This window comes from Janthinobacterium sp. HH102, from assembly GCF_001758625.2.
Lineage (GTDB): Bacteria > Pseudomonadota > Gammaproteobacteria > Burkholderiales > Burkholderiaceae_D > Janthinobacterium.
In genome coordinates this window covers 3,601,940-3,626,580 of sequence record NZ_CP062062.1, presented here as the reverse complement: position 1 = coordinate 3,626,580, position 24,641 = coordinate 3,601,940, and the positions used below count along the sequence as shown (strand labels likewise).

The window sequence follows — 24,641 nt, the reverse complement described above, 5'->3', positions numbered from 1 at the left end:
CGGCCTCAGCTGCCGGCCAGCGGCAGGGTGACGCTGAACAGGGCGCCATTGCCGGGCTGGCTTTGCAGGGTGATGGCGCCGCCATGCGCGTCGACCAGCTGCTTGGTGATGAACAGGCCCAGGCCCAGGCCGCCGGTGCGGTCCTGGTGCATGACGCGCTCGAAGGCGTCGAAGATGCGTTCCTGGTCGCGCGCATTGATGCCGATGCCATGGTCGCGCACTTCGATGACGGCGCTGTTCTGCGTGTGCGCCAGGCTGATTTCGACGGGCTGGCCCTGGCCGTAGCGCACGGCATTGCTGATCAGGTTGACGACGATCTGCTCGACGCGGAAGGCATCCCAGTAACCGTGGATGGGTTCGAAGGCCAGCACTTCCAGCACGCTGCCGGCCGCGGCGGCATACGGCGACAGGTCGTCGGCCACCCGGCGCACCAGGCTGGTCAGGTCGACCGATTCGCGGCGGATCGACAGCTTGCCGCTGGTAATGCGCGACACGTCGAGCATGTCGTCGATCAGGCGCACCATGCTGCGGATTTGCCGCCCGTCGCGCGCCACCATCTTGCCCAGCTTTTCAGGCTCGAAGGCGGCCAGGTTGCCCCGCTCGAGGTTCACGGTGCGCATCTGCGTCTCGAGGAACAGCGTGTTCAGGGGCGTGCGCAGCTCGTGCGCCACCATGGACATGAATTCGTCGCGCAGGCGCAGCGAGCGCTGCAGTTCAGCCTGGGTGGCGCGCAATTCCTTCAATAACGCTTCCTGCTGCTGGCGGCTGTGCTCGAGCGCCTGCACCTGGCGCCGCGTCTCGCTGCGCTGCTGGTGCAGGGCGACGAACACGTTGACCTTGCTTTGCACGGCATTGATGTCGAGCGGCTTGTGCAGGAAGTCGACGGCGCCGCTTTCATAGCCCTGGAAGGCGAAATTCATTTCCTTGCCGGCCGCCGTGACGAAGACGATGGGGATATGGCGCGTCTTTTCCGTGCCGCGCATCAGTTGCGCCAGCTCAAAGCCATCCATTTCCGGCATTTGCACGTCGAGGATGGCCAGCGCGAAATCGTGTTCGAGCAGCAGGGCCAGCGCTTCTTCGCCGGACGAGGCCTGGTAGACGCTGCGGTCGCTCTCGCGGATCAGCGCATTGAGCGCGCGCAGGTTTTCCGGCAAGTCATCGACGATCAGCAGTTTGGTGCTTGTTTCATTCATCATGTTTCAATCCTGGCATGTGCCGCCCAGCGTAATGGGAAGCGGCGTGCGACGGCGCACGCTTGCGGTAGAGCTTTTCGGGACCCGGCAATGGCTCGAAGTCGGCGGCAAAGCGCGTGAAATGCGTGCTTTCCTTGCTGCCCAGGCCCAGGAAACCCCGGTGGCACAGCGAGTCGTGGAACAGGCCCAGGGCCCGCTCCTGCAAGGTTTTGTTGAAGTAAATCAGCACGTTACGGCACAAAATCAATTGCGTTTCGATAAAAACGCTGTCCGTGGACAAGCTGTGGTCGGCAAAGTTGATACTGTCGAGCAGACGCTGCTCGAAACGCGCCGTGGCATGCTCGACCGTGTAGTAGTCGGCCAGCTGGCCCAGGCCGCCCGCTGCCAGGTAGTTGGCGCCATACTCCTCGAGCCGGTGCAGCGGATACACGCCGCGCGCGGCCGTGGCCAGCGCCTGCGGATTGATGTCGGTGGCGTAGATCGTGCTGCGTTCGAGCAAGCCTTCCTCGTGCAGCACGATGGCCAGCGACAGCGCTTCTTCGCCCGTGCAGCAGCCGGCCACCCAGATGGTTGGCGACGGGTAGGTTTTCAGCACGGGCACCACGTGTTCGCGCAAGGCGAAGAAAAACGCCGGGTCGCGGAACATTTGCGTGACGGGCACGGTCAAAATCTGCAGCAGCTTGCCAAAGCTGGCTGCGTCGTGCAGCACTTGCTGTTGCAAGGCAGGCAAGTCGGCGCAATGGAAGCGCTCGAGCGCCTGGTTCAGGCGGCGGCGCTGCGAGGGCAGGGAATAGTCGCGAAAGTCGTAGCTGTAGCGCTGATAGATGGCTTCCATCAGCGCATGCAGCTGCTCGTCCGTGTAGCGCGGGGACATCAGCGGCTTTCCATCGCGTGGCGTGGCATCAGATGCGTTCCATCTTCGGCATCCACACGCGCAGCAGCGAATACAGACGGTCCAGGTCGATCGGCTTGGCCAGGTAGTCGGATGCGCCCGCCTGCAGGCATTCTTTCTGGTCATTCTTCATGGCCTTGGCCGTAATGGCGATGATGGGCAGCTTGTTGTAGCGGCCATCGGCGCGGATCAAGCGTGTCGCTTCCAGGCCATCCATGCCCGGCATCATGACATCCATCAACACCAGGTCGATATCGTCCACGCTGTTGAGCTTGCTGATGGCTTCGAAGCCGTTGCGGCCGATTTCCACCACCACGCCTTTCTGTTCCAGCGCATTCGTCAGGGCAAAGATGTTGCGCACGTCGTCGTCCACCAGCAAAATCTTGCGTCCTTCAAACACGCGCTCGCGGCTGCGCACCTGTTGCAGCATGCCCTGGCGCTCGCTCGACAGTTCCGACTCCACCTTGTGCAGGAAGAGGGTCACTTCGTCGAGCAGGCGCTCGGGCGAACGGGCGCCCTTGATGATGATCGAGCGCGAATATTTCATTAAATCCGCTTCTTCCTCGCGGCTCAGGTTGCGGCCCGTGTAGACGATGACGGGCGGGAACGAGCACAGCTCTTCATGTTCCATGCGTTCGAGCAATTCGTTGCCCTGGATGTCGGGCAGCTTCAAGTCGATGATCATGCAGTCGAAAATTTGTGTCTTCAGCAGTTCCAGCGCCTGCTCACCCAAGGCCACGGCCGTGATTTCCACGTCGTTGTCGCTGATCAGGTGCACCACGCTTTCGCGCTGGCGTTCGTCATCCTCGACCAGCAGGATGCGCTTCATCTGCTGCGTGAATTTTGATTCGAGCTTGTGGAACACTTCCTTCAATTGTTCGCGCGTGCGCGGCTTGGTGGCGTAGCCGATGGCGCCCAGCTGCATGGCTTCCTGGATCTGGTCGTTGCCGGAGACGATGTGCACGGGAATGTGGCGCGTCAGCGGGTTTTCCTTCAATTGCTGCAAGACCAGCAAGCCCGGGCGGTCCGGCAAGCCCATGTCGAGCAGGATGGCGTCGGGCAGGAATTCTTCGGCCAGGCGCAAGCCTTCGTCGGCGCCGTGCGCCACCAGGCAGCGGTATTGCATTTCATGCGCGAGGTCGAACAGGATGCCGGCAAACGACGGCTCATCCTCGATCACCAGCACGGAACGCTGGCCCGTCTTGGCGGGAGGCACGCTATCGCGGTCATCCTGGAACGTGGGCAGCGGCACGGGCTTGGCGGCGGGGGCCGCCTTTGGTGCGGCGGCCGCGGTTTTTGCGGGCGCTTGCGGCGCGGCGTGGGGCGCTGCCGCCGCCTCCACCGCCCGTTCCGGCATGACGGCCGGCAGCACCAAGGTAAACGTGCTGCCCTGGCCCGGCGTGCTGGCCAGCTCGATGCCTCCACCCAGCAAGGCGGCCAGGTCGCGCGAAATCGACAGGCCCAGGCCCGTGCCGCCATAGCGGCGGCTGGTGGTGCCGTCGGCCTGGTGGAAGGCGTCGAAAATCTTGTGCTGCTGGTCGTCGGCGATGCCGATGCCCGAATCCTGCACCTGGAAGCGCACCTGGCCGGCCGCATCGGCGCTCACGTGCAGGGACACCGTGCCCGCATCGGTAAACTTGATGGCGTTCGACAGCAGGTTTTTCAGGATCTGCTCCAGGCGCTGGCGGTCGCTGACGAACGATGGCGGCGTGTCCGGCGCCACCTTGACGTCAAACACCAGTTTCTTTTGCTGCGCCTGGGCGCCGAACAGCATCTTCATGCTGCTGAGCAGCTCGTCGAAAGGCACGGCGTCCGGCGTCAACTCCAGCTTGCCCGCCTCGACCTTGGAAATGTCGAGGATGTCGTTGATGAGGGTCAACAGGTCGTTGCCGGCCGAATAAATGGTTTGCGCAAACGTCACTTGCTCCGGCGTCAGGTTGCCGCTGCTGTTGTCGGACAACAGCTTCGACAGGATAAGCGAGCTGTTCAGCGGCGTGCGCAGCTCATGCGACATATTCGCCAGGAATTCGGATTTGTAGCGGCTGGCCCGCTGCAGCTCTTCCGCGCGCGCTTCCAGCTGGGCGTGCGCCTGGCTGATCGCCATGTTCTTCTGGTCCAGCGACAGCGCCTGCACGGCCAGCTGCTCGTTCGACTGCTCCAGCGCCGCCTTTTGCTCTTCCAGGTGGGCTTGCGACTGTTCCAGCACGCGCGACTGCTCGCCCAGCTCTTCATTAGCCGTGCGCAGCTCTTCCTGCTGCACTTCCAGTTCTTCATTCAATTGCTGCGTTTCTTCAAGGACATTTTGCAGGCGCTGGCGGTACAGGGCCGCTTCCAGCGACGTGCCGATATTGGTGCCAATCAGGTTCAGCCATTCCTTGGCGCGGGCGCTGACGGGATGTGTAAAGCCCAGCTCGATGACGCCGTTGACGAGGCCTTCATTGTTGACGGGCACCAACACCAGTTCCAGCGGCGCGCCGCTGCCCAGGCTCGACGTCACGGTCAGATAATTCTCGGGCACTTGCTGCACGTGCTTGAGGCGCTTTTCGCGCGCGGTCTCGCCGACCAGGCCTTCGCCCAGCTTGAACACCTGTTTTTCCTTCACGCCCTGTTCGTTGAAACCGTACACGGCCGTGCGGCGCAGACTGCCATCCTCGTCGACCACGTACAGGGTGGCCACGGCCACTTCCAGCCGGTGCGCCAGGAAGTCCAGCACGTGCCGTCCCAGCTGCGGCAGGCCCAGCTGGCCGCTCGTGTGGGCGGCCAGCTCCGTCTGTCCCGTGCGCAGCCATGCTTGCTCCTGCAGCACCTCGTTGTCCTTGCCGCGCTGCTCGAGCGCATCGTTATAGATATCGGACAGGCGCAGCAGTTCGCGACGTCCCAGGTAGGCGAGCAAGCCGGACAATCCCAGGCTGAGGATCAGGAACACCACCACGGCCAGCATGGTGCGGCCCTCGGCCGAGTCGGCCCGCTCCTGGCGCAAGCGCTGTTCCATGGACAGGAAGGTGAGGAATTCGCGGCGGATTTCGTCGAATTCCAGCTTGCCTTCGCCCTGGCGCACGCGCGCGAGGAATTCCTGGTTGTTGCGGCGCTGGGCGATCACGGCTTCCGCATACTCCATCCACTGCCCTTGCAGCGCGCGGATGCGGCGCAGCCGGTCCACCTGGATGGAGTTGTCCGACACGAGCTCGAGCAGGGTGCTCATTTCCACGGCGATCTTTGCCTTGCCCGATTTATACGGCGCCAAGAACGTTTCATCACCCGTCAGCAGGTAGCCGCGCATGCCTGTTTCCAGGTCGACGGACAGCTTCATGACTTCGTTGGCGTTGCCGATCACCCGTTCGGAATGCTCGACCGAGCGCAGGGCCGAGAGCAGGTAGGCGATCAAGCCGACAAAGACGAGGGCCGTGACGATCCCGATAAGCAGCGGCAAGGTAACGTTGCGGGCGAGGATGCGGCGAAAGCTGAAGGAGTCGATCGGGGTCTTGGTATTCATCATGTCCGTGTAAGGCTGTCGCGAAAAAGTCAATTTTAATTGAAATGCAAGGTTTCTGGTGGTCAAGCATAGCGTGCGCTAGCATAACAGTCTTGCGCTAAATTGCCGACGCGTAAGGCGGTGCAAAGCGCGCCAGCGCACAGATGATCGTCGGGGAAAAATCAAGCTGGCCGCGATTGAGGCAGATCAAAGAGACAAGCGGTTCGCATCCTAAGATGCAGGAGGTGGCGGCGTCCCTGCGACGACCGCCGTGTGCAAACCATCCCATGCAGGAGGACATCATGGCTAATCAATTGATGCGTCGCGATCCGCAAAACCCGCTGGCACGTTTCGACCCGTTCAGCGACATGGAAGATTTCATGCATGACTTTTTCGCGCCCGCCTTGCGCTTGCGCGATGCGGGTTCGTCACGCATGCGCGTCGACATTTCCGAAACCGAGCAAGCCTATCAGGTACAGGCAGACATTCCGGGCGTCAACAAGGACGATATCAAGGTCTCCATCGACGGAAGCCGCGTCTCCATCAGTGCCGAACTCAAGGATGAAAGGGTGACGCGCGACGGCGGCGGCAAGACCGTGCGCAGCGAACGCGAGTATGGCCAGCAATACCGCAGCTTCGTGCTGCCGCACGAGGTGGACGAGGCCGGCGCCCAGGCGCGCTATGAAAATGGCGTGCTGCTGCTGGACTTGCCGAAGAAAGAGGGCACGGGCGGGCGGCAGCTGGCGATACAGTAAGCCGGTCCGTGGCATAAAAAAACGCCGGACGGTGCCGGCGTTTCTTGGGTATTGTCGGGTGGCAGCACGCTGCCACCCGATTTGCCTCTATATATATATATATATATGTCAGTCGCGGATTTCCAGCGCCCGGTTCAGGCTCAGCGCGGCCAGCGAGGCGACGGCGCCCGACAGCAGGTAGAAGCTGACATAGGCGAGGCCGAAGTTGGCCGACAGGCCCAGCGCCACCAGCGGGGCGAAGCCGGCGCCGACCAGCCAGGCCAGGTCGGACGTCAGGGCCGCGCCCGTATAGCGGAAGCGGGCAGGGAAGTTGGCCGTCACGGCGCCGGCAGCCTGGCCGTAGGACAGGCCAAGCAGGCTGAAGCCCACGAGGATGAACACGTCCTGGCCCGTATTGCCGCCGCCCATCAGGGTCGGCACGAAGGCGCTGAAGATGGCGATCAGCACGGCCAGCACGCCCAGGGTGGTGCGGCGGCCCACTTTATCGGCCAGCAAGCCGGAAATCACTACGCCGATGGCGGCCAGCACGGCGCCGACCATCTGGATTTGCAGGAAGTCCGGGGCCGAACGCGTCTGGTAGACGGAAATCCACGACAGCGGGAACACGGTGACCAGGTGGAACAGGGCGTAGCTGGCCAGCGCGGCGAGGGCGCCGATCAGCACGTTGCGGCCCTGGCCGCGGCTCATTTCAAACACGCTCACGGGCTGCAGTTCGCGTTCGTCGAGCAGGCGCGCATATTCATTCGTCGACACCAGGCGCAAACGGGCAAACAGGGCCACGACGTTGATGGCGAAGGCCACATAGAACGGATAGCGCCAGCCCCAGTCGAGGAAGTCTTCATCCGTCAGGCTGGTCAGCATGAACCAGAACAGGCCGGCGGCGATCAGGAAGCCGGCGGGCGCGCCCAGCTGGCCCAGCATGGCGTACCAGCCGCGCTTGTTTTCCGGCGCGTTCAGGGCCAGCAGCGATGGCAAGCCATCCCAGGAACCGCCCAGGGCCACGCCCTGGCCGATGCGCAGCACGGACAGCCAGATGATGGCGGCAAAGCCCAGGTGGGAGTAGGTCGGCAGGAAGGCGATGCCGGCCGTCGACACGCCCAGGAGGAAGAGGGCGAACGTCAGCTTGGCGCTGCGTCCCATGCGGCGCTGGATTTCCATGAAGATCACGGTGCCGAACGGACGGGCGATGAAGGCGAATGAGAAAATCAGGAACGCATATAACGTCCCTTCCAGGCGTTCTTCGAACGGGAAGAAGACGCGCGGAAACACCAGCACCGAGGCGATGGCGTAAACAAAGAAGTCAAAGTATTCGGAAGCGCGGCCGATGATCACGCCGACGGCGATCTCACCGGGGTCGATATGCGATTCGACCGTGCCGGCCCCGCGTGCGTCGCGCAGGGAGTGGGGGGAAAAGTCGGCGGGTACATCGCCGCTGTGTGTGCGCGTGCTGGACATGATGATCGTCTCCAATATCGTTTCGAGTTCGGCCAACGCGTAACTTACCCCGGGTGTCTCACGCCCGGAGCAGGACTATTCATTAGATAGTTGTAGGAGAAGTCCTCGTCTACCAAGTGAAAGTCCGAGCAAGGGGTAGGACAAAACGTCCAATTGCCAGTGCGCTCCAGTGAGAATACAGTACCATATCTTCATCCCCTGTACTGGACTTTCCTGTATGTTTTCATTAAAAGTTCGTCGCGGACTGCTTCTTTTACCTCTCGCATTGTTGGCTGGTTGCAATACGGTGGTACTGAATCCGTCTGGCGACATCGCAGTTCAGCAAGGCAATCTGATTGTCATCTCGACATTGCTGATGCTGTTGATTATCGTTCCGGTAATCGCCCTGACCCTGCTGTTCGCATGGCGCTATAGAAAAAACAACACCGCGGCCAAATACGAGCCGGACTGGGACCACTCGACTCGCCTCGAGCTGATTATCTGGGGCGCGCCCCTGCTGATCATCATCGTGCTGGGCCTGCTGACCTGGATCAGCACCCACACCCTCGATCCATACCGCCCATTGAGCCGTATCGACGCCAACCGTCCCATTCCCGCCAGCCACAAGCCGATGATCGTCGAAGTCGTGGCCATGGACTGGAAATGGCTGTTCATCTACCCGGAGCAAGGCATCGCTTCCGTGAATGAACTGTACGCGCCCGTCGATCGTCCGATCCGCTTCAAGATCACCGCGTCGTCCGTCATGAACTCGTTCTTCATCCCCGCGCTGGCAGGTCAGATCTACGCCATGCCGGGCATGGAAACGCAGTTGAATGCCGTCATCAACAAGCCGGGTGTCTATAAAGGCTTCTCCGCGAACTACAGCGGTGCCGGTTTCTCGGGCATGCGCTTCAAGTTCCACGGTGTCAATGATGCGGACTTCGACAAATGGGTGGAATCGGCACGTGCCGGTGGCGGCGCGCTGAACCGCGACGACTACCTGTCGCTGGCCCAGCCTAGCGAACGCGACCCGGTACGCCGCTACAGCGCCGTGCCTAACGATCTGTACAAGGCAATTCTGAACCGCACCATCGTTTCCGACGCCCTGTGCGTGACGCCGGTCGAGCCATACAAATTGACGATGGCAAAAAGCCCGGTAGCGGCCGTAACGGCAGTAGTCGCTAGCGATGCAGTCGTGGAAAAGGGCGTTCAAGCCAAGTAACCACTGCATGAATCCCGCAGCGCATCGTAGTGGCGCTGCAGATACTGGCGCCGCTTGCCTGGCGCCTCCCTTTTTTCTCTGAGAGTAACAATGCTAGACCATATTGATCTGACGAAGCTTATATTCGGCCGTCTGACTTGGGATGCAATTCCATTTCACGAACCTATCCTGCTGGCGACCTTTGCAATGGTCGCCCTGGGCGGTATCGCACTCGTTGCGGCACTGACGTATTTCCGCGTCTGGGGTACCCTGTGGCGCGACTGGATCACCAGTATCGACCATAAAAAAATCGGTATCATGTACATGATCCTGGGCCTGGTCATGCTGCTGCGCGGCTTTGCCGACGCGCTGATGATGCGTACCCAGCAGGCGATCGCCTTTGGCGACAATGCCGGCTTCCTGCCGCCGCATCACTACGACCAGATCTTCACCGCCCACGGCGTGATCATGATCTTCTTCGTCGCGATGCCTTTCGTGACGGGTCTGATGAACTACGTGGTGCCGCTGCAGATCGGCGCGCGCGACGTGGCTTTCCCATTCCTCAACAACTTCAGCTTCTGGATGACCACCATGGGCGCCGCCCTGGTCATGGCTTCGCTGTTCGTCGGCGAATTCGCCCGCACGGGCTGGCTGGCGTATCCGCCGCTGTCGGGCATCGTCGGCAGTCCGGACGTGGGGGTAGACTATTACATCTGGTCCTTGCAGATTGCCGGGGTCGGGACGCTATTGTCCGGTGTCAACCTGATCGCCACCATCGTCAAGATGCGCGCGCCTGGCATGACCTGGATGAAAATGCCCGTCTTCACCTGGACCGCACTGTGCACCAACATCCTGATCGTCGCCGCCTTCCCGGTGCTGACGGCCGTATTGGCCATGCTGTCGCTGGACCGCGTTGCCGGCTTTAACTTCTTCACGACGGAACTGGGCGGCAACGCCATGATGTACGTCAACCTGATCTGGATCTGGGGTCACCCGGAAGTCTACATCCTGATCCTGCCGCTGTTCGGCGTGTTCTCGGAAGTGGTCGCCACGTTCAGCAGCAAGCGCCTGTTCGGCTACGCCTCGATGGTGTACGCCACCTGCGTCATCATGATCCTGTCGTACCTGGTATGGCTGCATCACTTCTTCACCATGGGTTCGGGCGCCAGCGTCAACTCCTTCTTCGGCATCACGACGATGATCATTTCGATCCCGACGGGCGCGAAGATCTTCAACTGGCTGTTTACCATGTACCGCGGCCGTATCCGCTTCGAACTGCCGATGCTGTGGACGATCGGCTTCATGGTCACCTTCACCATCGGCGGCATGACCGGCGTGCTGCTGGCCGTACCACCAGCGGACTTCGTGCTGCATAACAGCCTGTTCCTGATCGCCCACTTCCATAACGTGATTATCGGCGGCGTGGTGTTTGGTGTATTTGCTGCAATTAACTACTGGTACCCGAAAGCCTTCGGCTACAAGCTCGACGCGTTCTGGGGCAAGTGCTCGTTCTGGTTCTGGTTCGTCGGCTTCTACCTGGCCTTCATGCCGCTGTACGTGCTGGGCCTGATGGGCGTGACCCGTCGTGTCAACCACTTTGAAGATCCATCCTTGCAAATCTGGACCATCATCGCCTGGTTTGGCGCCGTCTCGATCGCGCTGGGTATCGGTTCCCTGCTGATGCAGTTCTATGTGAGTTTCCGCAACCGTCACGCCCTGCGCGACGTCACCGGCGATCCATGGGGCGGCCGTACGCTGGAATGGTCGACGTCGTCGCCACCGCCAGACTATAATTTCGCCTTCACGCCACAAGTGCACGAACTCGATGCATGGACTGACATGAAGAAACACGGTTACCAGCGTCCGACGTCCGGTTTCACGAAGATCCACATGCCGAAGAACACCTGGGCTGGTTTCGTGATCGCCGCACTGTCCGCACTGGTCGGTTTTGGCCTGATCTGGCAAATGTGGCTCGTCGCCGGCATCGGCTTCGTGGTCATGATGATTACCATCATCGTCCATACCTTTAACTACAAGCGCGATTACTACATTCCTGCGGAAGAAGTGGTCCGTACCGAAGACGCTTATACTAAATTGCTGAGCAGCCATGTCTGATACCATCGCCCATAACACCGGCGCCGCTGGCGCCGCACCAAGCACGCGCAGCTACTTTGTGCGCGAGCACCACCCGGAAAACGGCAGCTTGCTCGGTTTCTGGCTCTACCTGATGAGCGATTGCCTGATCTTCGCCTGTCTGTTCGCCACGTACGCCGTGGTCGGCCGCAGCTATGCGGACGGCCCGACGGGCGCCGCGCTGTTCGACCTGCCGCTGGTGGCCGTCAACACGGCCATGCTGCTGCTGTCGTCGATCACCTACGGCTTCGCCATGCTGGCCATGCAGCGCAAGCAATTGCGCAGCACCCTGGTCTGGCTGGGCATCACGGGCCTGTTCGGCCTGGCCTTCCTGTCGCTGGAAATGTATGAATTCATTCATCTGATCCACGAAGGCGCCGGTCCGCAGCGCAGCGCGTTCCTGTCGTCGTTCTTTGCCCTGGTCGGCACCCACGGCTTGCACGTGACGTTCGGCGTGATCTGGCTCGTGACCTTGATGTTCCAGTTGAACAAGCATGGCCTGACCCCGGAAAACGGCCGCCGCATGATGTGCCTGTCGCTGTTCTGGCACTTCCTGGACGTCATCTGGATCGGCGTCTTCACCTTTGTCTACCTGATGGGAGTGCTGCCATGAGCGACCACCACACACACGGCGATAGCCACCACCATGACAACCACGATCATGGCAGCCTGAAAAGCTACGCCATCGGTTTCATCCTGTCGGTGATCCTGACGGCCATTCCGTTCTGGCTGGTGATGACGAAAGCCATCACCAACTCGGGCACCATGGGTCTGGTCCTGCTGGCGTTCGCGGCCGTTCAAGTGGTGGTACACATGGTGTACTTCCTGCACATGAACACCAAGTCCGAAGGCGGCTGGAACATGATGGCGCTGATCTTCACGATCATGATCGTGGGCATTGCCATGGCCGGTTCCCTGTGGGTCATGTACCACATGAACCACAACATGATGCCGGATCTGATGCCTGAGTACATGCATACGAAAACGGCTCCATGATGAGTCAACCGCGCCCAAGCAACACAGGGCGCGCCCCTGGCGCCGCATCGCAAGATGCCGCGCCAGGCCCACGCGGCATGGCTGTGCATTATTCAAAAATTGCACTGGCCTTGCTGGCGGGGATCTTGTTTGCCGGTTTCTGTATCCTGGGAACCTGGCAAGTCAAGCGCCTGTTCTGGAAGCTTGACCTGATCGAGCGCGTCGAACAACGCGTACATGCGCCCGCAACGGACGCGCCTGGACCCGCAGCCTGGGCCGGCATCACGCAGCAAACGGATGAATACCGCCATGTGCGACTCTCCGGTACTTATCTCCCCATTTTCAATACCCTGGTGCAAGCAACGACGGCACTGGGCAGCGGTTACTGGCTGGTGACGCCCTTGCGCCTGGCCGACGGCAGCACCGTGCTCATCAACCGCGGCTTCGTGCCGAAACGCGCCGGCATCGCCGCCAGCACGCCGGCCGGCATCGTCGAGGTCGACGGCTTGCTGCGCATCAGCGAGACGGGCGGCGGTTTCTTGCGTGAAAACAGTCCTGCCACGCAGCACTGGTATTCGCGCGACGTGGCCGCCATCGCCGCCTCGCACATGCTGAGCAACGTGGCGCCATATTTCGTCGATGCGAAAGAGAAATCGGAAACGGCCAGTGACGCCCCCGTCGGCGGCCTGACCGTGATCTCGTTCCACAACAATCACCTCGTGTACGCCTTGACGTGGTTCGCGCTGGCCCTGATGGTGGCCGGCATCACATGGTGGATCGTGCGCGAAGACCGGCGCCGCCGCGCGCGCAAGGCGGGCAATGCCGATCGCCAGGAAAGCGACCATGCCGGGCAGGATTGAAATCCTGCCCAACCGCGAGGTACTAGAACGCGGCGCCGTGGCGGCCGAGATGGAACATCCGGCCGGCCACCAGAACATGAAGCTGCTGATCCAGCTGCGCTGGCTGGCCGTGATCGGCCAGATCAGCACCATCTTCGGCGTGGGCGTGGGACTGGGCATCGCCTTGCCCGTGCCCTACATGCTGGAAGTGCTGTCCTGCCTGATCGCCTTCAACCTGGCCAGCCTGCTGCGCTGGCACGAACGCCAGCCCGTTTCCAATACGGCCCTGTTTCTTGCCCTGCTGGTCGACGTCACCGTGCTGACGGCCCAGCTCTACCTGAGCGGCGGCATCAGCAATCCGTTTGCCTTCCTGTATTTATTGCAAGTCATCCTCAGCGCCGTGCTGCTGGAAGTGTGGTCGACCTGGATCATGGTGGCCATTACCAGCCTGTGCCTGGCGGGCCTGGCCTTGCTGCCCGGCCCCTTGATCCTGCCGATCGACCCCGAGCGCGGTTTTTCCAGCCTGTACGTGCAGGGCCTGCTGATCTGTTTTATTTTGAACGCCGCCTTGCTGGTGGTGTTCATCACGCGCATCAACCGCAACCAGCGGGCCGGCGACGCCAAGGTGGCCGACTTGCGCCAGCGCGCGGCGGAAGAGGAGCACATCATCCGCATGGGCTTGCTGGCCTCGGGCGCCGCGCACGAGCTGGGCACGCCGCTGGCAACCTTGTCCGTCATCCTCGGCGACTGGCGCCGCATGCCGGAATTGAGCAAGAACAGCGAATTGCTGGAAGAAATCACGGAAATGCAGGCGCAATTGCAGCGCTGCAAGAGCATCGTCAGCGGCATTTTATTGTCGGCGGGCGAGGCGCGCGGGGAATCTTCCGTGAAGACGACGATCAATACCTTCCTCAACGACCTGGTCGACGAGTGGCGCACGAGCCGCCCGATCCAGGATTTCGAGTACGATAACCGCATCGAGCACGATGTGCCCGTCGTCTTCGATTCGACCTTGAAACAAACCATCTGCAATGTGCTCGACAATGCGCTGGAAGCATCGCCCGAATGGCTGCGTTTTGAAGCGACGCGCGAAGCGGACGCCTTGCACCTGGTCGTTACCGATGCGGGCCCCGGCTTCGAGCCGTCGATGCTGACGCACCTGGGCAAACCATATCAAAGCAGCAAGGGCAAGCCCGGCGGCGGCCTCGGCCTGTTCCTGGTGGTCAATGTCGCGCGTACCCTGGGCGGCACGGTGACGGCGCGCAACCGGGTACAGGGCGGGGCGGTGGTGCACCTGGCCTTGCCGCTGGCTGCCATCAAACTGGAAAGAGAAAGCGACCACCATGCAGGATGACCGTCTGTTACTGATCGTGGAAGACGATGCCGCGTTTGCCCGCACCCTGGGCCGCTCGTTCGAACGGCGCGGCTATCAGGTCATCCTGGCCACCAATTTCGATGAGGCGAGCGCCTTGCTGGAACAGCATTGCCCCGACTACGCCGTCGTCGATTTGAAACTCAATGGCAATACGTCCGGCCTGGCCTGCGTGCAGATGCTGCACCAGCACGACCCGGAAATGCTGATCGTCGTGCTGACGGGCTACGCCAGCATCGGCACGGCCGTCGAAGCCATCAAGCTGGGCGCCTGCCAGTATTTGGCGAAACCGTCGAACACGGACGACATCGAAGCGGCCTTCGGCCACGTGGCCGGCAACGCCGACATCGAACTGACGAACCGCGCCACCAACATCAAGACCCTGGAATGGGAGCGCATCCACGAAATGCTGGCCGAGACGGATTTCAATATCTCGGAAACGGCGAGAAGGCTGGGCATGCACCGGCGCACCTTGGCGCGCAAGCTGGAAAAGCAGCGGGTGAAGTAGGGTACTGCGCTGGTCACTGCGCAGCCTGATCGTTGTCGAATGCCAGTTCGATCATACTGTCATCGCTCCAGTCCTGCTCCCGCAGCGGCGGAGTGAAAGCATGGCCGTTGAAGGGCACGGGCGCGCTTTTGCCGTTGAAACTGATCGTCGCAGCCGTGATGCGCCGCATTTCGGCAAAGCTGTAGGTGCCCTTTTTCGACACGAAATTGCAGGGCCCGCCCATTGCGCTCATCATGGTGCGCATGGCGAAAGGCAAGGTCTCCTTGTCGATGGCCCAGTGGACTTCGCACGCCAGCCGCAGGTCGCCCAGGCGGCGCATCTGCATTTACGCCCATGCCATCAGCAAGCCGGAAGCAATGACTATTGCAGCAAACAGGGCGACGGCAAAATGATGGTGAGGAAGCCCTCTTGCCGGAGGGTAATGGCCCAGGGTGAGCAGCCGTAGCATTGCCCAGCCCGGCCAATAGAACAGTTTTTCGATGACCGTTCCTACTACGTTATAGACCAGCAGGCGAACGACCCAGACGATGGCGTCGAAAATCCAGTCAAACACGCTTCATCCTCGGGGTGTACCAACTGATTGCGCTCATGCCGGCGCTATCGACTCCATCTTCTGCACCCGGATAGCGCTGGCGGATGATGATGTGACTCAAATCTGCGCCATTCCTTAACTAGTCGGTGCGGCCGTGGAGGACGAAATCTTTTTGTACGCTTCCGCCAGCGTCGTGACGGTCGCCACGTCGTTCACGCTGCGCGCTTCGATGATGGTCTCGCCCGCAGCGATGGTGACGTCGCCGTTCGCATAGCTGGCGGGAAAGCGCCGTTCGGTGATCTTGTTGGTCAGCACATTGCGCGAGTAGCGCAGCGCCACGAGCCGCTCGCCTTCCTGTTTGATGACGACATAGTTCGGGACGGTGGTGCGTTCCAGTTTCCAGATGCTGATGAAGTCTTCGACAGGGGCGGCGCCGGCATGCAGCGCGCAGCAGGCGGCGACGGCGCCCAGGAGCAGTTTTTTCATGGTGTTGACAGTCTATGCAAGAGTGGCCTGCGGGGCAGGAAAATACATCCGTCATGCTTGAATGCCGTGGCGCTTGTCCGTCGGATGGTGCCAGTCATTTAAGTATTTGGCAATATTAACAGGATCATTGCGTCGTTTGCTGCCGTCCCCACAATTTTGCTTACATCGTGCTGTGTGCGCGCCCCGACAGTTCCAGCGGCGCCAGGGCCTGGGCCACTATCAGCTAGCCGGCGCCAGCCACTCCATCTTCTGCACGCGGATATGCGGATGGCTCTCCAGCGCTTCCCATTCCGGCAAAAAGACAAAACCCTGTTTCTGATAGAAGGTGGCCGCGCGCGCATTCTCGGGCGCCACGTCGAGTACCAGCCGGGAATGGCCGTTGTCCACCGCGCATTGTTTCACGGCGTCGACCAGCCCCTGGGCTACGGCCCGGCCGCGGTATTGCTGTTGCACCCACATGGCGATCAGGTGGCACTCGCCATTACCGGCGAGCACCTGCGCTGCGAGGCCGATTGGTTGATCGTCGTCAAAGGCGAGGAAAAACGTGCGCTGCGGCGTGCTGATGGCGCGCTGCTGCCAGTCGGCATCGGCAAAAGCGGCCGTGCTGGCGTGGCTGGCGCCAAAGGCCGTGGGGGCGTCGAGCAGCGCGGCCAGGCGCGTGGCTTTCAGCGCTGGCCAGTCGCTGGCGGTGGTGGGCCGTATCAGCATGCTCAGTTGAAGACGATCGCTGTCTTGTGTTCGATGCTGAGCCTGCATGCCTCATACGCGGCCAGCCAGGCGATCAGTTCGCGCTCGAGGCCGTCTTCGGCGTCGATACGCGCATTGATGCGCGCCGCTTCTTCATCGCTCAGCTCGTCGCCGAGCAGGAAAATGCCCAGCGCGGGCGCGACCGTGACCAGTTCGGCGCGCAGGCTGTACGAGGAACCGAGCATGCCGCCCAGCAGCGGATGTTCATCATCGGCAAAAATGACGTCGTCGAAGACGAGGGGGAAATAAAAGCCCTCGCAATCGGAATGGCAGAGCAGGTGGCTGTCCAGGTCATCCTGCGCCGCTTCCAGCACCGGATCTTCGCTTGGATCCTCGCCTTCGGCCAGCGGCGTGGCCCGCCATTGCCCATCCTGGACCGCATGCGCATACGCGCGGCGCAAATAATGCAGGTAGCTGTATGGAAAGGAATCAAGCGCTGCGCGCGACTGCAGTTGCGGCAAGACCAGCGGTTCGCCATGCTGCGGCAAGCCCGCTTTTTGCAGCAGGGCGTTCGCTTGCGCCAGGGAATCGGCCAACCATTGCGCGCCTTCCGGGTCTTCTTCGTGCAGGTCGGCCAGAGCGCCGACTGTTATTGCCAATCCCATGCATGGACTCCTTTATTGTTCAGCTGCCAGTGTAAATCATTTGCCTCTGATCATCATTTACGATTGGTCCCACACTTCGATGGTCAGCAACTGTCCAGGTCTGCACGCGGCGATGCGCTCCGGATACACGGTAATGCTGCCGGGCCAGCCCGTGGGCTTGTCTTGCGGAAATTCCCCGTCCTGCGCTTCGGCGATGCCCGCCAGCAGCAGGGGCGCGATGACGTCCGCCGAGGCCGTGTAGCGGTTGGGGAAACCATTGAAGGCCAGCTGGGTCGCCTTGCTTTGCTCACACAATTGCGCGATCCAGTCGGCGCCGAACAGGCCCGCTTCCCACGTGGCGAGAAACGCTTCCTTGTTGACCTTCGTCATATCGGCCAGCTGTTCCGGCGTTTCTGTCGAGATAATCGTCCACCAGCCTGACATGGGCATTCCTTGTGAAAAGTGAAAATTAGCGGGTCATGGCGCGGCGCAGCAGGTAGCTGAGGCCATCGACGGCGGCCACCATCAGCAGCATGGCGACGATGACGGTGGCGGCGTTCTGCATCTGGAACAGCGACAGATGGTATTTCAGCATCTGCCCCAGGCCGCCCGCGCCGACAACGCCGAGGATGGCGGCGGCGCGGATATTGTTTTCCCAGCGGTACAGGGTGTAGGACATCATCTGCGGCCCGCACTGCGGCAAGGTCGCGTACAAAAAGGCCACGGCGGGCCGGGCGCCATTGATGCGCAGGGTGGCGGCCGGCAAGGGCGGGCAATTTTCGAAGGCGTCGGCAAACAAGCGGCCCAGCACGCCCACCGTGTGCAGGGCCAGGGCCAGGGTGCCCGCGAACGGGCCCAGGCCGGCGGCGATCAGCAGGATCGAGGCCCACACCAGTTCCGGGATCGAGCGCAGCACATTCAACACGCCACGCGTCGCGTTGCGCGCCAGGCTGCCGAAACGGCCGCTGGCGGGCAGGGCCAGCAGCGCGCCCAGGATGGCGGCGATCACCGTGCCGATGGCCGACATGGCCAGGGTTTCGAACGTCGCCACGCCGACTTTCATCAGGAAGGGGCTGGCCAGCTCGGGCGGGGCGAAGCCGTGCAGGAAATCGGCCGTCGTGCGCACGGCATCGGCACTGAAGAATTCTCCCCATTTCATGGGCAGGGTGGCGAAGCTGGCGATGACCAGCAGCAGCAGACCGGCCAGCAAGGCCCAGGTCGACCAGCGCACGGGGGCAGGGGCGGGCAACATCGGTTCAGTCTTCATGCCAGCCTCCGGCGCAGCATGGCGGAGACGGCGTCGGCGCCCGCCACCAGCAGCACGAACACCATCAGCATGGTGGCCAGTTCATTGCCTGCCATCATCTTCATCGATTCATCCATGCGCTGGCCCAGGCCGCCCGCGCCGACAAATCCCATGACGACGGAGCCGCGGATCGCGCATTCCCACCGGTAGATCGTGTACGACACCAGTTCCGCGGCCGATTCGGGCAGGGCGCCGTACAGCAAGGCTTTTAATCTGCCGCTGCCGTTGTGCAATAGCGCGTTGCAGGCGGCGGCGTCCGATGATTCGAGGATTTCCGCATACACCTTGCCCAGCATGCCGCAATACGTGAGCGCGATGGCGATCACGCCCGCCGTCGGCCCCAGTCCCACGATGCGCACCAATAGCAATGCCCAGACCAGTTCCGGCACGCTGCGCAGCAGCACCAGCAGCGCGCGCACGCCATGGCGCACGCTGGCGGCCAGCGGCGACACTTGGCCGCTGCCGATGCGCGAGATCGACAGGCGCTCCGTCACCAGCAAGGTCAGGGGAATGGCGCCCAGCATGGCAAGCGCCATGCCGGCCGTGGCCATGGCGATGGTTTCCCAGCTGGAAATGGCCACCAGCTGCAAAAATTCCAGCGAGTGGGCGGGCGGCACGAAGCTGGCGATGAATTGCCTGGTGGCTGCCAGGCTTTGCGCATCCCATAGTATCCACGGCTTGAATTCGGCCTGCACCAGCATCGGCCACAGCACGAGCAGCACGATGGCAGCCCCGGTCAGGCGGCCGCGCCAGGCGGGGTCGCGCGGCATGGCGGCGTCGGCGCTCTTCAGCAAAGGGGCCTCGTGGCGTCCAGGTTCGCTTCCACCGATTCGAACTGGGGCGCGGCGTCGGCCTTGTTGCGGTACAGCTCGGCGATCATGGCGTCGCTGACCTCGGCGCCAGGCAAGTCGAAGACGATCTGGCCGTCGCGCAGGGCGACGATGCGCGTAAAGCAGGCGCGCGCGATCTCCACCTGGTGCAGGCTGCAGATCAGGGTGGCGTTGCGCGCCGTCGCTTCCGCCTGCAGCACGTGGATCGTCTGCAAGGCGAGGGTGGGGTCGAGCGCGGACAAGGGTTCGTCGACGAGGAACACTTCTGCATCCGACACGAGCGCGCGCGCCATGCCGCAGCGCTGGCGTTCGCCGCCGGACAGGCGGTCGACCCGCGCATACAGTTTATCCTGCAGGTTGAATTTGCCGAGCGCTTCCCATGCGGCGCGCGGATCGACGGGCGCGACCAGCGAACGGATGGCCGTCCACAAGCTCCATTGCGGCAAGCGTCCCGCCAGCACGGCGTTGACAACGCGCTGGCGCGGCGGCAGCGGCGGCGTTTGCGGCGCCAGGAACAGGCGCGCGCGCAAGGCGTGGCGCGCGGCGCTGCCGAGCTGCCAGGGCGATGCGCCCAGGATGTGCAATGTGCCCGATGCCGGGCGCAGCGCGCAGGCCAAGGTGTGCAGCAAGCTGGTCTTGCCGGCGCCGGACGGGCCGATCAGGGCGATCTGTTCACCCTTGGCCACGTCCAGGTCCAGCTCGCGCAGCGCCAGCGCACTGCCGGCGGCGCCCGCGTGGTGGACGCTGACCTTGTGAAGTTGGAATGTCATGCGATGTTCGGTATGGGGGCGTTGGTGTGTCGGATTACGCCATGCGACGGCAGCGTAGGTCGGATTAGGCCGGAGGCCGTAATCCGACAACATTGTTGGCATTATCGCTTGTGTCGGATTACGCGGCTTTGCCGCTAATCCGACCTACGATAAAACGCGACGACGTCGTTTACTTCAACAGCTTCGCATCGCGCGCGGCCGCTTCGATATCCTTGTAGTTCTCGGCCTTGGTCGGGATGAACTTCGTGGCGCGCTGCAGTTCGAGGATTTCCTTGCCTTCGGCCGTCGATGGGTCCAGCGCCAGGAAGGCGTCCGTCAGCTTCTTGCGCACGACGGGGTTCATGTCGGCGCGCACGCTCCAGTTGTAATCGTAGTAGCCGGGTGTCGTGTAGAACACGCGCACCTTGCTTGGATCGACCTTTTTCGCTTCGACCAGTTTTTCCCATACGGAAATGTTCAAGGTGCCCGCGTCGACCTTGCCGCCGGCCACAGCCGCCACGGTGGCGTCATGCGCGCCCGAGAACGCGATGCGCTTCATGTCCGTGTCCGGGTTGATCTTGGCGGCCAGCAAGTAGTAACGGGGCATCAAATGGCCCGAGGTCGACGATTCCGAGCCGAACGTGAAGTTCTTGCCTTTCAGATCAGACAATTGATTGATGTCCTTGCTGGTGGTCACGAACACGGAGCGGAATTTCGTGTCTTCCTCGCGCTGCACCAGCGGCACGATCTTGCCGCCGCTGCGCACGTTGGCTTGCACAAACGTGAAACCGCCGAACCAGACCATGTCGAGCTTGTGATTGATCAAGCCTTCCACGGACGCCGCGTAATCGGTGACGGGCGTAAATTCCACCTTCATGCCCAGCTTTTTCTCCAGGTAACTGCCCAGCGGCTTGAACTTGCGCTGCAACTCCGTCGGCGCTTCGTCGGGAATGGCGGACACGCGCAGCACTTGCTGCGCCTGCGCCAGGCCGCTGTGGATGGCCAGGGTGGCGGCGACGGTGGCCAGGATGGCGGGGAACTTGTTGGAGAATGTGGTCATGGGACTGCCTTTGAAAGATTGTTCATTAATATACGGAAACCCCGGTATTGCCATCCTGCATCTCGCCGATGACGACGGCGTCGCCAAAGCCTTCGGCGCGGAAAATCGCCAGCACTTGCTCGACGGCTTCCGGCGCGCACGCCACCAGCAGGGGGCCGGCCGTTTGCGGGTCCGTCAGGATCGCCTTGTCGATGGCAGTTAGACTGTCATCCAGCGCCACTTGCGCGCCGTAGCCCTGCCAGTTGCGGCCTGAGGCGCCCGTGATGTTGCCATTCTGCGCCAGTTGCTGCACTTGCGGCAGCAGCGGCACGTCAGCCATGGCGATGCGCGCCTGCAACTTGGCCCCGCGCGCCAGTTCCAGCGTGTGGCCCAGCAAGCCGAAGCCCGTCACGTCCGTCAGCGCATGCACGCCATCGAGCAGGGCCAGTTTCTTGCCCGGGGTATTCAATTTGGTGGTGTTGTTGATCAAGGACGCGTAGCCATCCGCGTCCAGCGCATTTTTCTTCAGCGCGGCCGACAGGATGCCCACGCCGATCGGCTTGCCCAGCACCAGTTTATCGCCGGCGCGCGCGCCCGCGTTGCGTTTCACCTGCGACGGGTGCACCAGGCCCAGCACGACCAGGCCATAGATCGGTTCGACGGAATCGATGGTGTGGCCGCCCGCGATGGGGATGCCGGCCTGGGCGCAGATGGTTTCGCCGCCTTTCAAGATGAGGCCGATGGTTTCCACGGGCAGCTTGTTGATCGGCATGCCGACCAGGGCCAGTGCCATGATGGGCGTGCCGCCCATCGCGTACACGTCGGAAATGGCGTTGGTGGCGGCGATGCGGCCGAAGTCGAACGGATCGTCGACGATGGGCATGAAGAAATCCGTCGTGGCGATCAGCGCCTGCTCGTCGTTGAGCTGGTAGACGGCCGCGTCATCGGAGGTTTCTATGCCGACCAGCAATTCTTTCGGCAGCGGAAAGCCGCCGCTGCCCTTTAAGATGTCGGCCAGCACGCCGGGCGCGATCTTGCAGCCGCAGCCGCCGCCATGGGCAAATTCGGTCAATCGGATGGGGGTATTGGATGTTGCTGCGCTATCTGACATGGAAATTCCTGCTGATGTTGTGTACAACGATGATCATTTTTACCCCAAACGCAAGGTCTGGGGTCGGACTCTCAGGGGCCGACCCCGGCACTGCGTCTTTAGGGGGAATTAGTGCCGACAATACCACACAACGCGCGCGCGGCTTGCTCAAAGGCATGTTCTGAAATATCGGGCAAGACCAGCGGCGTCGCCTGGGCGTAGCGGCTGAAGTTGCGGGCGATCGATTGCCGGTAGACGGGGTCGTAGTGCTGGATCAGCAGCTCTTCCACCAGCTCGGCCATCTGGCCCGCCGTCGCCAGCTGCTGCCAATGGGCGATTTTCTCCTTGCCATGCAGCTGCGTCAACAGGGCCAGCTGCACATTCAGGCGCTCCGGGTCGCCGACGAAATGTTCATAGTCCTGCATCAGCAATTGCACGCGCTGGTCCGTGGCCAGCCGCACGTCGGTGCAGGCGGCCGCGCGCATCTTGTCCATCAGCGCGTCGGGCACGCGCACGCGGCCTACTTTCTTGCTTTCCGATTCGATGAAGACGGGCAATGCCGGGTCGAACTGGCGCAACTGCTGCCACAGCGCGCTTTCGAACGATTTTTGCGAGGGCTGCTCTTCCTCGGGCAAGCCGCCCAGCACGGAGCCGCGGTGCGCTGCCAATTGTTCCAGGTCGATCACTTGCGCGCCTTGCGTGTCCAGCACTTGCAGCAAGCGGCTCTTGCCGCTGCCCGTCGGGCCGCACAGCACGTTGATGAAGTCGAAGCGCTCGGGCAGGGTGGCCAGTTCGGCATTCACGTGGCGCCGGTAATCCTTGTAGCCGCCGTCGAGTTGCGTGACGGGCCAGCCGATGCGCGCCAGGATGTGCGCCATGGCGCCGCTGCGGTTGCCGCCGCGCCAGCAGTAGACGAGCGGCTTCCATTCGTGCGGGTGACCGAGGAAACCGTCTTCGATATGCCGCGCAATATTCTTCGCCACCAGCGCCGCGCCCAGCTTCTTCGCTTCGAAGGCGCTGGTCTGTTTATATAGCGTGCCGACGCGCACGCGCTGCTCGTCGTCGAGCACGGGCAGGTTGATGGCGCCCGGCAAGTGGTCTTCCGCGAACTCGGACGGGCTGCGCACGTCGATGATGGCGTCGAATTCATGCAGGCGTGGCAGGATGTCGCTGAAGGGGAGGACTGCGGGGTATTTCATCGTGGCGCGGCTGCTTGGAATGGGGAAAGACGTATTATCCCCGATAAAGGCCGCCGGCGTGGGGCTTTGGCGCCGCCGTTCACACTGTGCGTGCCGGGCCGGCGTCCCGCATGCCTGTGAAGAACCGCACCAGGCTATGCGGCGCGTCGTCGTCAAAGCACAGGCGCAGGATGCGTTCCGACTCCACCGCGGCCGCGCTGCTGCGCGCAAACAGCGCCGTTTCATATGCCAGCAAGGCCGCTTCCACGTCGCTTGGGTGCGCGGCAAGCGCCTGCGCCAGCTCGGCGCCGTCCAGCATGGCCAGGTTGGCGCCTTCGCCGGCCGGCGCCATCAAATGGGCCGCGTCGCCCAGTAAGGTCACGCCTGCCACGCGTTGCCAGCGGTGGTCGACGGGCAGCAGGTGCACGGGACGGGGCACGGGCGGCGTGTCCGCGTCCGTGATCAGGGCCGTGAGCGCCGGCGCCCAGCCGGCAAACTGGGCGGCGATGGCTGCCCGCGCGGCGGCGGGATCGGCAAAATCGATGCCTGCCAGCCACTCTTCGGGTTTACTCAGGGCCACATACGCATGCAGCACGCCATCGGCTTCGCGGTGAGCCTGGATGCCCTTGCCCGGCGCCAGCGCGAACAGGGCGCCGGCGCCCACGGCTTGCGCAGTGGCCCCGTGGCGGCGGTCGCTGTCGAACAGATACGTTTCAATGAAGGCAATGCCGCTGTAGGCGGGCTGCGCGCTGGAGAGCAGCGGCCGCACCCGGGACCAGGCGCCGTCCGCGCCCACCAGCAGAGCGCTGGCCGCCGTGGCGCCATGCGCAAAGCTCAGCATGTACCTGCCGCCGTCCAGCGTCGCGACGTTTGTCAGCTTGTGGCCCCAGCGCACGCAGCCTTCAGGCAAGGCATCGAGCAAGATGCGGCGCAGCTCGCCGCGCGGCACTTCGGGACGCCCGCCCGTGCCATCGTCGCCCTCGTCGTGCAAGACCGTGCCATGCTGGTCGAGCACGCGGCTCGCTTCGCCGCCCGCATGGATGAGGGCACGGAAGGCGTCGTGCAGGCCGGCCGCCCGCAGCGCTTGTTGGCCGCTTTCCTCGTGGATGTCGAGCATGCCGCCCTGGCGGCGCGCCTGGGGCGACGCATCCGCTTCATACACGGTGGCGGCGATGCCGTGGACGTGCAGCACGCGGGCGAGCATCAGCCCGCCCAAGCCCGCGCCGATGATGGCGATTTGCATGGTGATCTTTCAGGTGGTGTTCAAAATAGTAGTGGAACGGCGTTCCAGAAGAATTTTGCGGCAAGCCATCATCTGTGTCAAGA

At 62.5% G+C, this 24,641-nt stretch carries 25 protein-coding genes; 8 read left to right on the top strand and 17 right to left on the bottom strand.

Annotated elements, in window-relative coordinates:
• Window positions 1-5 precede the first annotated feature (5 nt).
• Genes JAB4_RS16450 through JAB4_RS16440 form a run of 3 tightly spaced genes read right to left on the bottom strand, consistent with a single transcriptional unit; the run spans window position 6 to window position 5,578 of the window.
• Window positions 6-1,196, bottom strand: a complete 1,191-nt coding sequence (locus JAB4_RS16450; protein ID WP_070218328.1) for a hybrid sensor histidine kinase/response regulator — start codon at window positions 1,194-1,196, stop codon at window positions 6-8.
• Window positions 1,186-2,067, bottom strand: a complete 882-nt coding sequence (locus tag JAB4_RS16445; protein ID WP_070218327.1) for a CheR family methyltransferase — start codon at window positions 2,065-2,067, stop codon at window positions 1,186-1,188. Before JAB4_RS16445 ends, JAB4_RS16450 begins: the two co-directional genes overlap by 11 nt.
• Before the next feature lie 28 nt (window positions 2,068-2,095).
• The gene (locus JAB4_RS16440; RefSeq protein ID WP_070300255.1) at window positions 2,096-5,578 is read right to left on the bottom strand and encodes a response regulator; all 3,483 of its coding nucleotides are present in this window, start codon (window positions 5,576-5,578) and stop codon (window positions 2,096-2,098) included.
• Window positions 5,579-5,859: 281 nt separating this feature from the next.
• Here JAB4_RS16440 and JAB4_RS16435 point away from each other — a divergent pair, with 281 nt between their 5' ends.
• Window positions 5,860-6,312 carry an Hsp20/alpha crystallin family protein gene (locus tag JAB4_RS16435; protein ID WP_070218889.1) on the top strand — a complete coding sequence of 151 codons (453 nt, stop codon included), beginning with the start codon at window positions 5,860-5,862 and terminating at the stop codon, window positions 6,310-6,312.
• A gap of 108 nt (window positions 6,313-6,420) precedes the next feature.
• On the opposite strand, the gene JAB4_RS16430 is transcribed toward JAB4_RS16435, so the two are convergent.
• The gene (locus tag JAB4_RS16430) at window positions 6,421-7,767 is read right to left on the bottom strand and encodes an MFS transporter (protein ID WP_070218888.1); all 1,347 of its coding nucleotides are present in this window, start codon (window positions 7,765-7,767) and stop codon (window positions 6,421-6,423) included.
• A gap of 217 nt (window positions 7,768-7,984) precedes the next feature.
• Between JAB4_RS16430 and cyoA the strand changes: the two genes are divergently transcribed.
• From cyoA to JAB4_RS16395, 7 genes are all read left to right on the top strand, one after another.
• Window positions 7,985-8,968 carry a ubiquinol oxidase subunit II gene (gene cyoA / locus JAB4_RS16425; RefSeq protein WP_175444764.1) on the top strand — a complete coding sequence of 328 codons (984 nt, stop codon included), beginning with the start codon at window positions 7,985-7,987 and terminating at the stop codon, window positions 8,966-8,968.
• A 90-nt stretch (window positions 8,969-9,058) separates the two neighbouring features.
• Window positions 9,059-11,062 (top strand): cytochrome o ubiquinol oxidase subunit I, encoded by a 2,004-nt coding sequence (gene cyoB, locus JAB4_RS16420; protein WP_070218846.1) that lies wholly within the window; start codon window positions 9,059-9,061, stop codon window positions 11,060-11,062.
• Window positions 11,055-11,693: a cytochrome o ubiquinol oxidase subunit III gene (gene cyoC, locus JAB4_RS16415; protein ID WP_034788486.1), complete on the top strand. Its 639-nt coding sequence runs from the start codon at window positions 11,055-11,057 to the stop codon at window positions 11,691-11,693. Before cyoB ends, cyoC begins: the two co-directional genes overlap by 8 nt.
• Window positions 11,690-12,076 carry a cytochrome o ubiquinol oxidase subunit IV gene (cyoD, locus tag JAB4_RS16410; protein ID WP_034788483.1) on the top strand — a complete coding sequence of 129 codons (387 nt, stop codon included), beginning with the start codon at window positions 11,690-11,692 and terminating at the stop codon, window positions 12,074-12,076. Before cyoC ends, cyoD begins: the two co-directional genes overlap by 4 nt.
• Before the next feature lie 77 nt (window positions 12,077-12,153).
• Window positions 12,154-12,915, top strand: coding sequence for an SURF1 family protein (locus JAB4_RS16405; RefSeq protein WP_227741969.1), 762 nt, complete (start codon window positions 12,154-12,156; stop codon window positions 12,913-12,915).
• Window positions 12,899-14,248 (top strand): ATP-binding protein, encoded by a 1,350-nt coding sequence (locus tag JAB4_RS16400; RefSeq protein WP_099408535.1) that lies wholly within the window; start codon window positions 12,899-12,901, stop codon window positions 14,246-14,248. Before JAB4_RS16405 ends, JAB4_RS16400 begins: the two co-directional genes overlap by 17 nt.
• Window positions 14,238-14,774, top strand: coding sequence for a response regulator transcription factor (locus JAB4_RS16395; RefSeq protein WP_034788474.1), 537 nt, complete (start codon window positions 14,238-14,240; stop codon window positions 14,772-14,774). Before JAB4_RS16400 ends, JAB4_RS16395 begins: the two co-directional genes overlap by 11 nt.
• Before the next feature lie 13 nt (window positions 14,775-14,787).
• Here JAB4_RS16395 and JAB4_RS16390 read toward each other — a convergent pair whose 3' ends face one another.
• The 13 genes from JAB4_RS16390 to JAB4_RS16330 form a co-directional block, all read right to left on the bottom strand.
• The gene (locus JAB4_RS16390) at window positions 14,788-15,099 is read right to left on the bottom strand and encodes a hypothetical protein (RefSeq protein WP_070218843.1); all 312 of its coding nucleotides are present in this window, start codon (window positions 15,097-15,099) and stop codon (window positions 14,788-14,790) included.
• Entirely contained in the window at window positions 15,100-15,327 is a 228-nt protein-coding gene (locus JAB4_RS16385) for a hypothetical protein (RefSeq protein WP_217494516.1), read from the bottom strand.
• Window positions 15,328-15,441: 114 nt separating this feature from the next.
• Window positions 15,442-15,792, bottom strand: coding sequence for a hypothetical protein (locus JAB4_RS16380; RefSeq protein WP_070218842.1), 351 nt, complete (start codon window positions 15,790-15,792; stop codon window positions 15,442-15,444).
• 219 nt (window positions 15,793-16,011) lie between these two features.
• Window positions 16,012-16,500: a GNAT family N-acetyltransferase gene (locus JAB4_RS16375; RefSeq protein WP_070218841.1), complete on the bottom strand. Its 489-nt coding sequence runs from the start codon at window positions 16,498-16,500 to the stop codon at window positions 16,012-16,014.
• 2 nt (window positions 16,501-16,502) lie between these two features.
• Window positions 16,503-17,144, bottom strand: a complete 642-nt coding sequence (locus JAB4_RS16370; RefSeq protein WP_070218840.1) for a hypothetical protein — start codon at window positions 17,142-17,144, stop codon at window positions 16,503-16,505.
• A gap of 57 nt (window positions 17,145-17,201) precedes the next feature.
• On the bottom strand, window positions 17,202-17,567 hold the full coding sequence (locus JAB4_RS16365) for a hypothetical protein (protein WP_070218839.1): 366 nt from the start codon (window positions 17,565-17,567) through the stop codon (window positions 17,202-17,204).
• A 25-nt stretch (window positions 17,568-17,592) separates the two neighbouring features.
• Window positions 17,593-18,390, bottom strand: coding sequence for a phosphonate ABC transporter, permease protein PhnE (phnE, locus tag JAB4_RS16360; protein WP_070218838.1), 798 nt, complete (start codon window positions 18,388-18,390; stop codon window positions 17,593-17,595).
• Complete coding sequence (locus tag JAB4_RS16355) at window positions 18,387-19,199, bottom strand: ABC transporter permease (RefSeq protein ID WP_070218886.1); 813 nt, start codon at window positions 19,197-19,199, stop codon at window positions 18,387-18,389. Before JAB4_RS16355 ends, phnE begins: the two co-directional genes overlap by 4 nt.
• Window positions 19,200-19,216: 17 nt before the next feature.
• Window positions 19,217-20,029 (bottom strand): ATP-binding cassette domain-containing protein, encoded by an 813-nt coding sequence (locus JAB4_RS16350; protein WP_070218837.1) that lies wholly within the window; start codon window positions 20,027-20,029, stop codon window positions 19,217-19,219.
• A 169-nt stretch (window positions 20,030-20,198) separates the two neighbouring features.
• Window positions 20,199-21,068 carry a putative selenate ABC transporter substrate-binding protein gene (locus tag JAB4_RS16345; RefSeq protein WP_070218836.1) on the bottom strand — a complete coding sequence of 290 codons (870 nt, stop codon included), beginning with the start codon at window positions 21,066-21,068 and terminating at the stop codon, window positions 20,199-20,201.
• Between the two features lie 25 nt (window positions 21,069-21,093).
• Complete coding sequence (selD, locus tag JAB4_RS16340; protein ID WP_070218835.1) at window positions 21,094-22,158, bottom strand: selenide, water dikinase SelD; 1,065 nt, start codon at window positions 22,156-22,158, stop codon at window positions 21,094-21,096.
• A gap of 98 nt (window positions 22,159-22,256) precedes the next feature.
• On the bottom strand, window positions 22,257-23,336 hold the full coding sequence (gene mnmH, locus JAB4_RS16335; RefSeq protein ID WP_070218834.1) for a tRNA 2-selenouridine(34) synthase MnmH: 1,080 nt from the start codon (window positions 23,334-23,336) through the stop codon (window positions 22,257-22,259).
• Window positions 23,337-23,415: 79 nt separating this feature from the next.
• Window positions 23,416-24,558, bottom strand: coding sequence for an NAD(P)/FAD-dependent oxidoreductase (locus tag JAB4_RS16330; RefSeq protein WP_083287200.1), 1,143 nt, complete (start codon window positions 24,556-24,558; stop codon window positions 23,416-23,418).
• Window positions 24,559-24,641 lie beyond the last annotated feature (83 nt).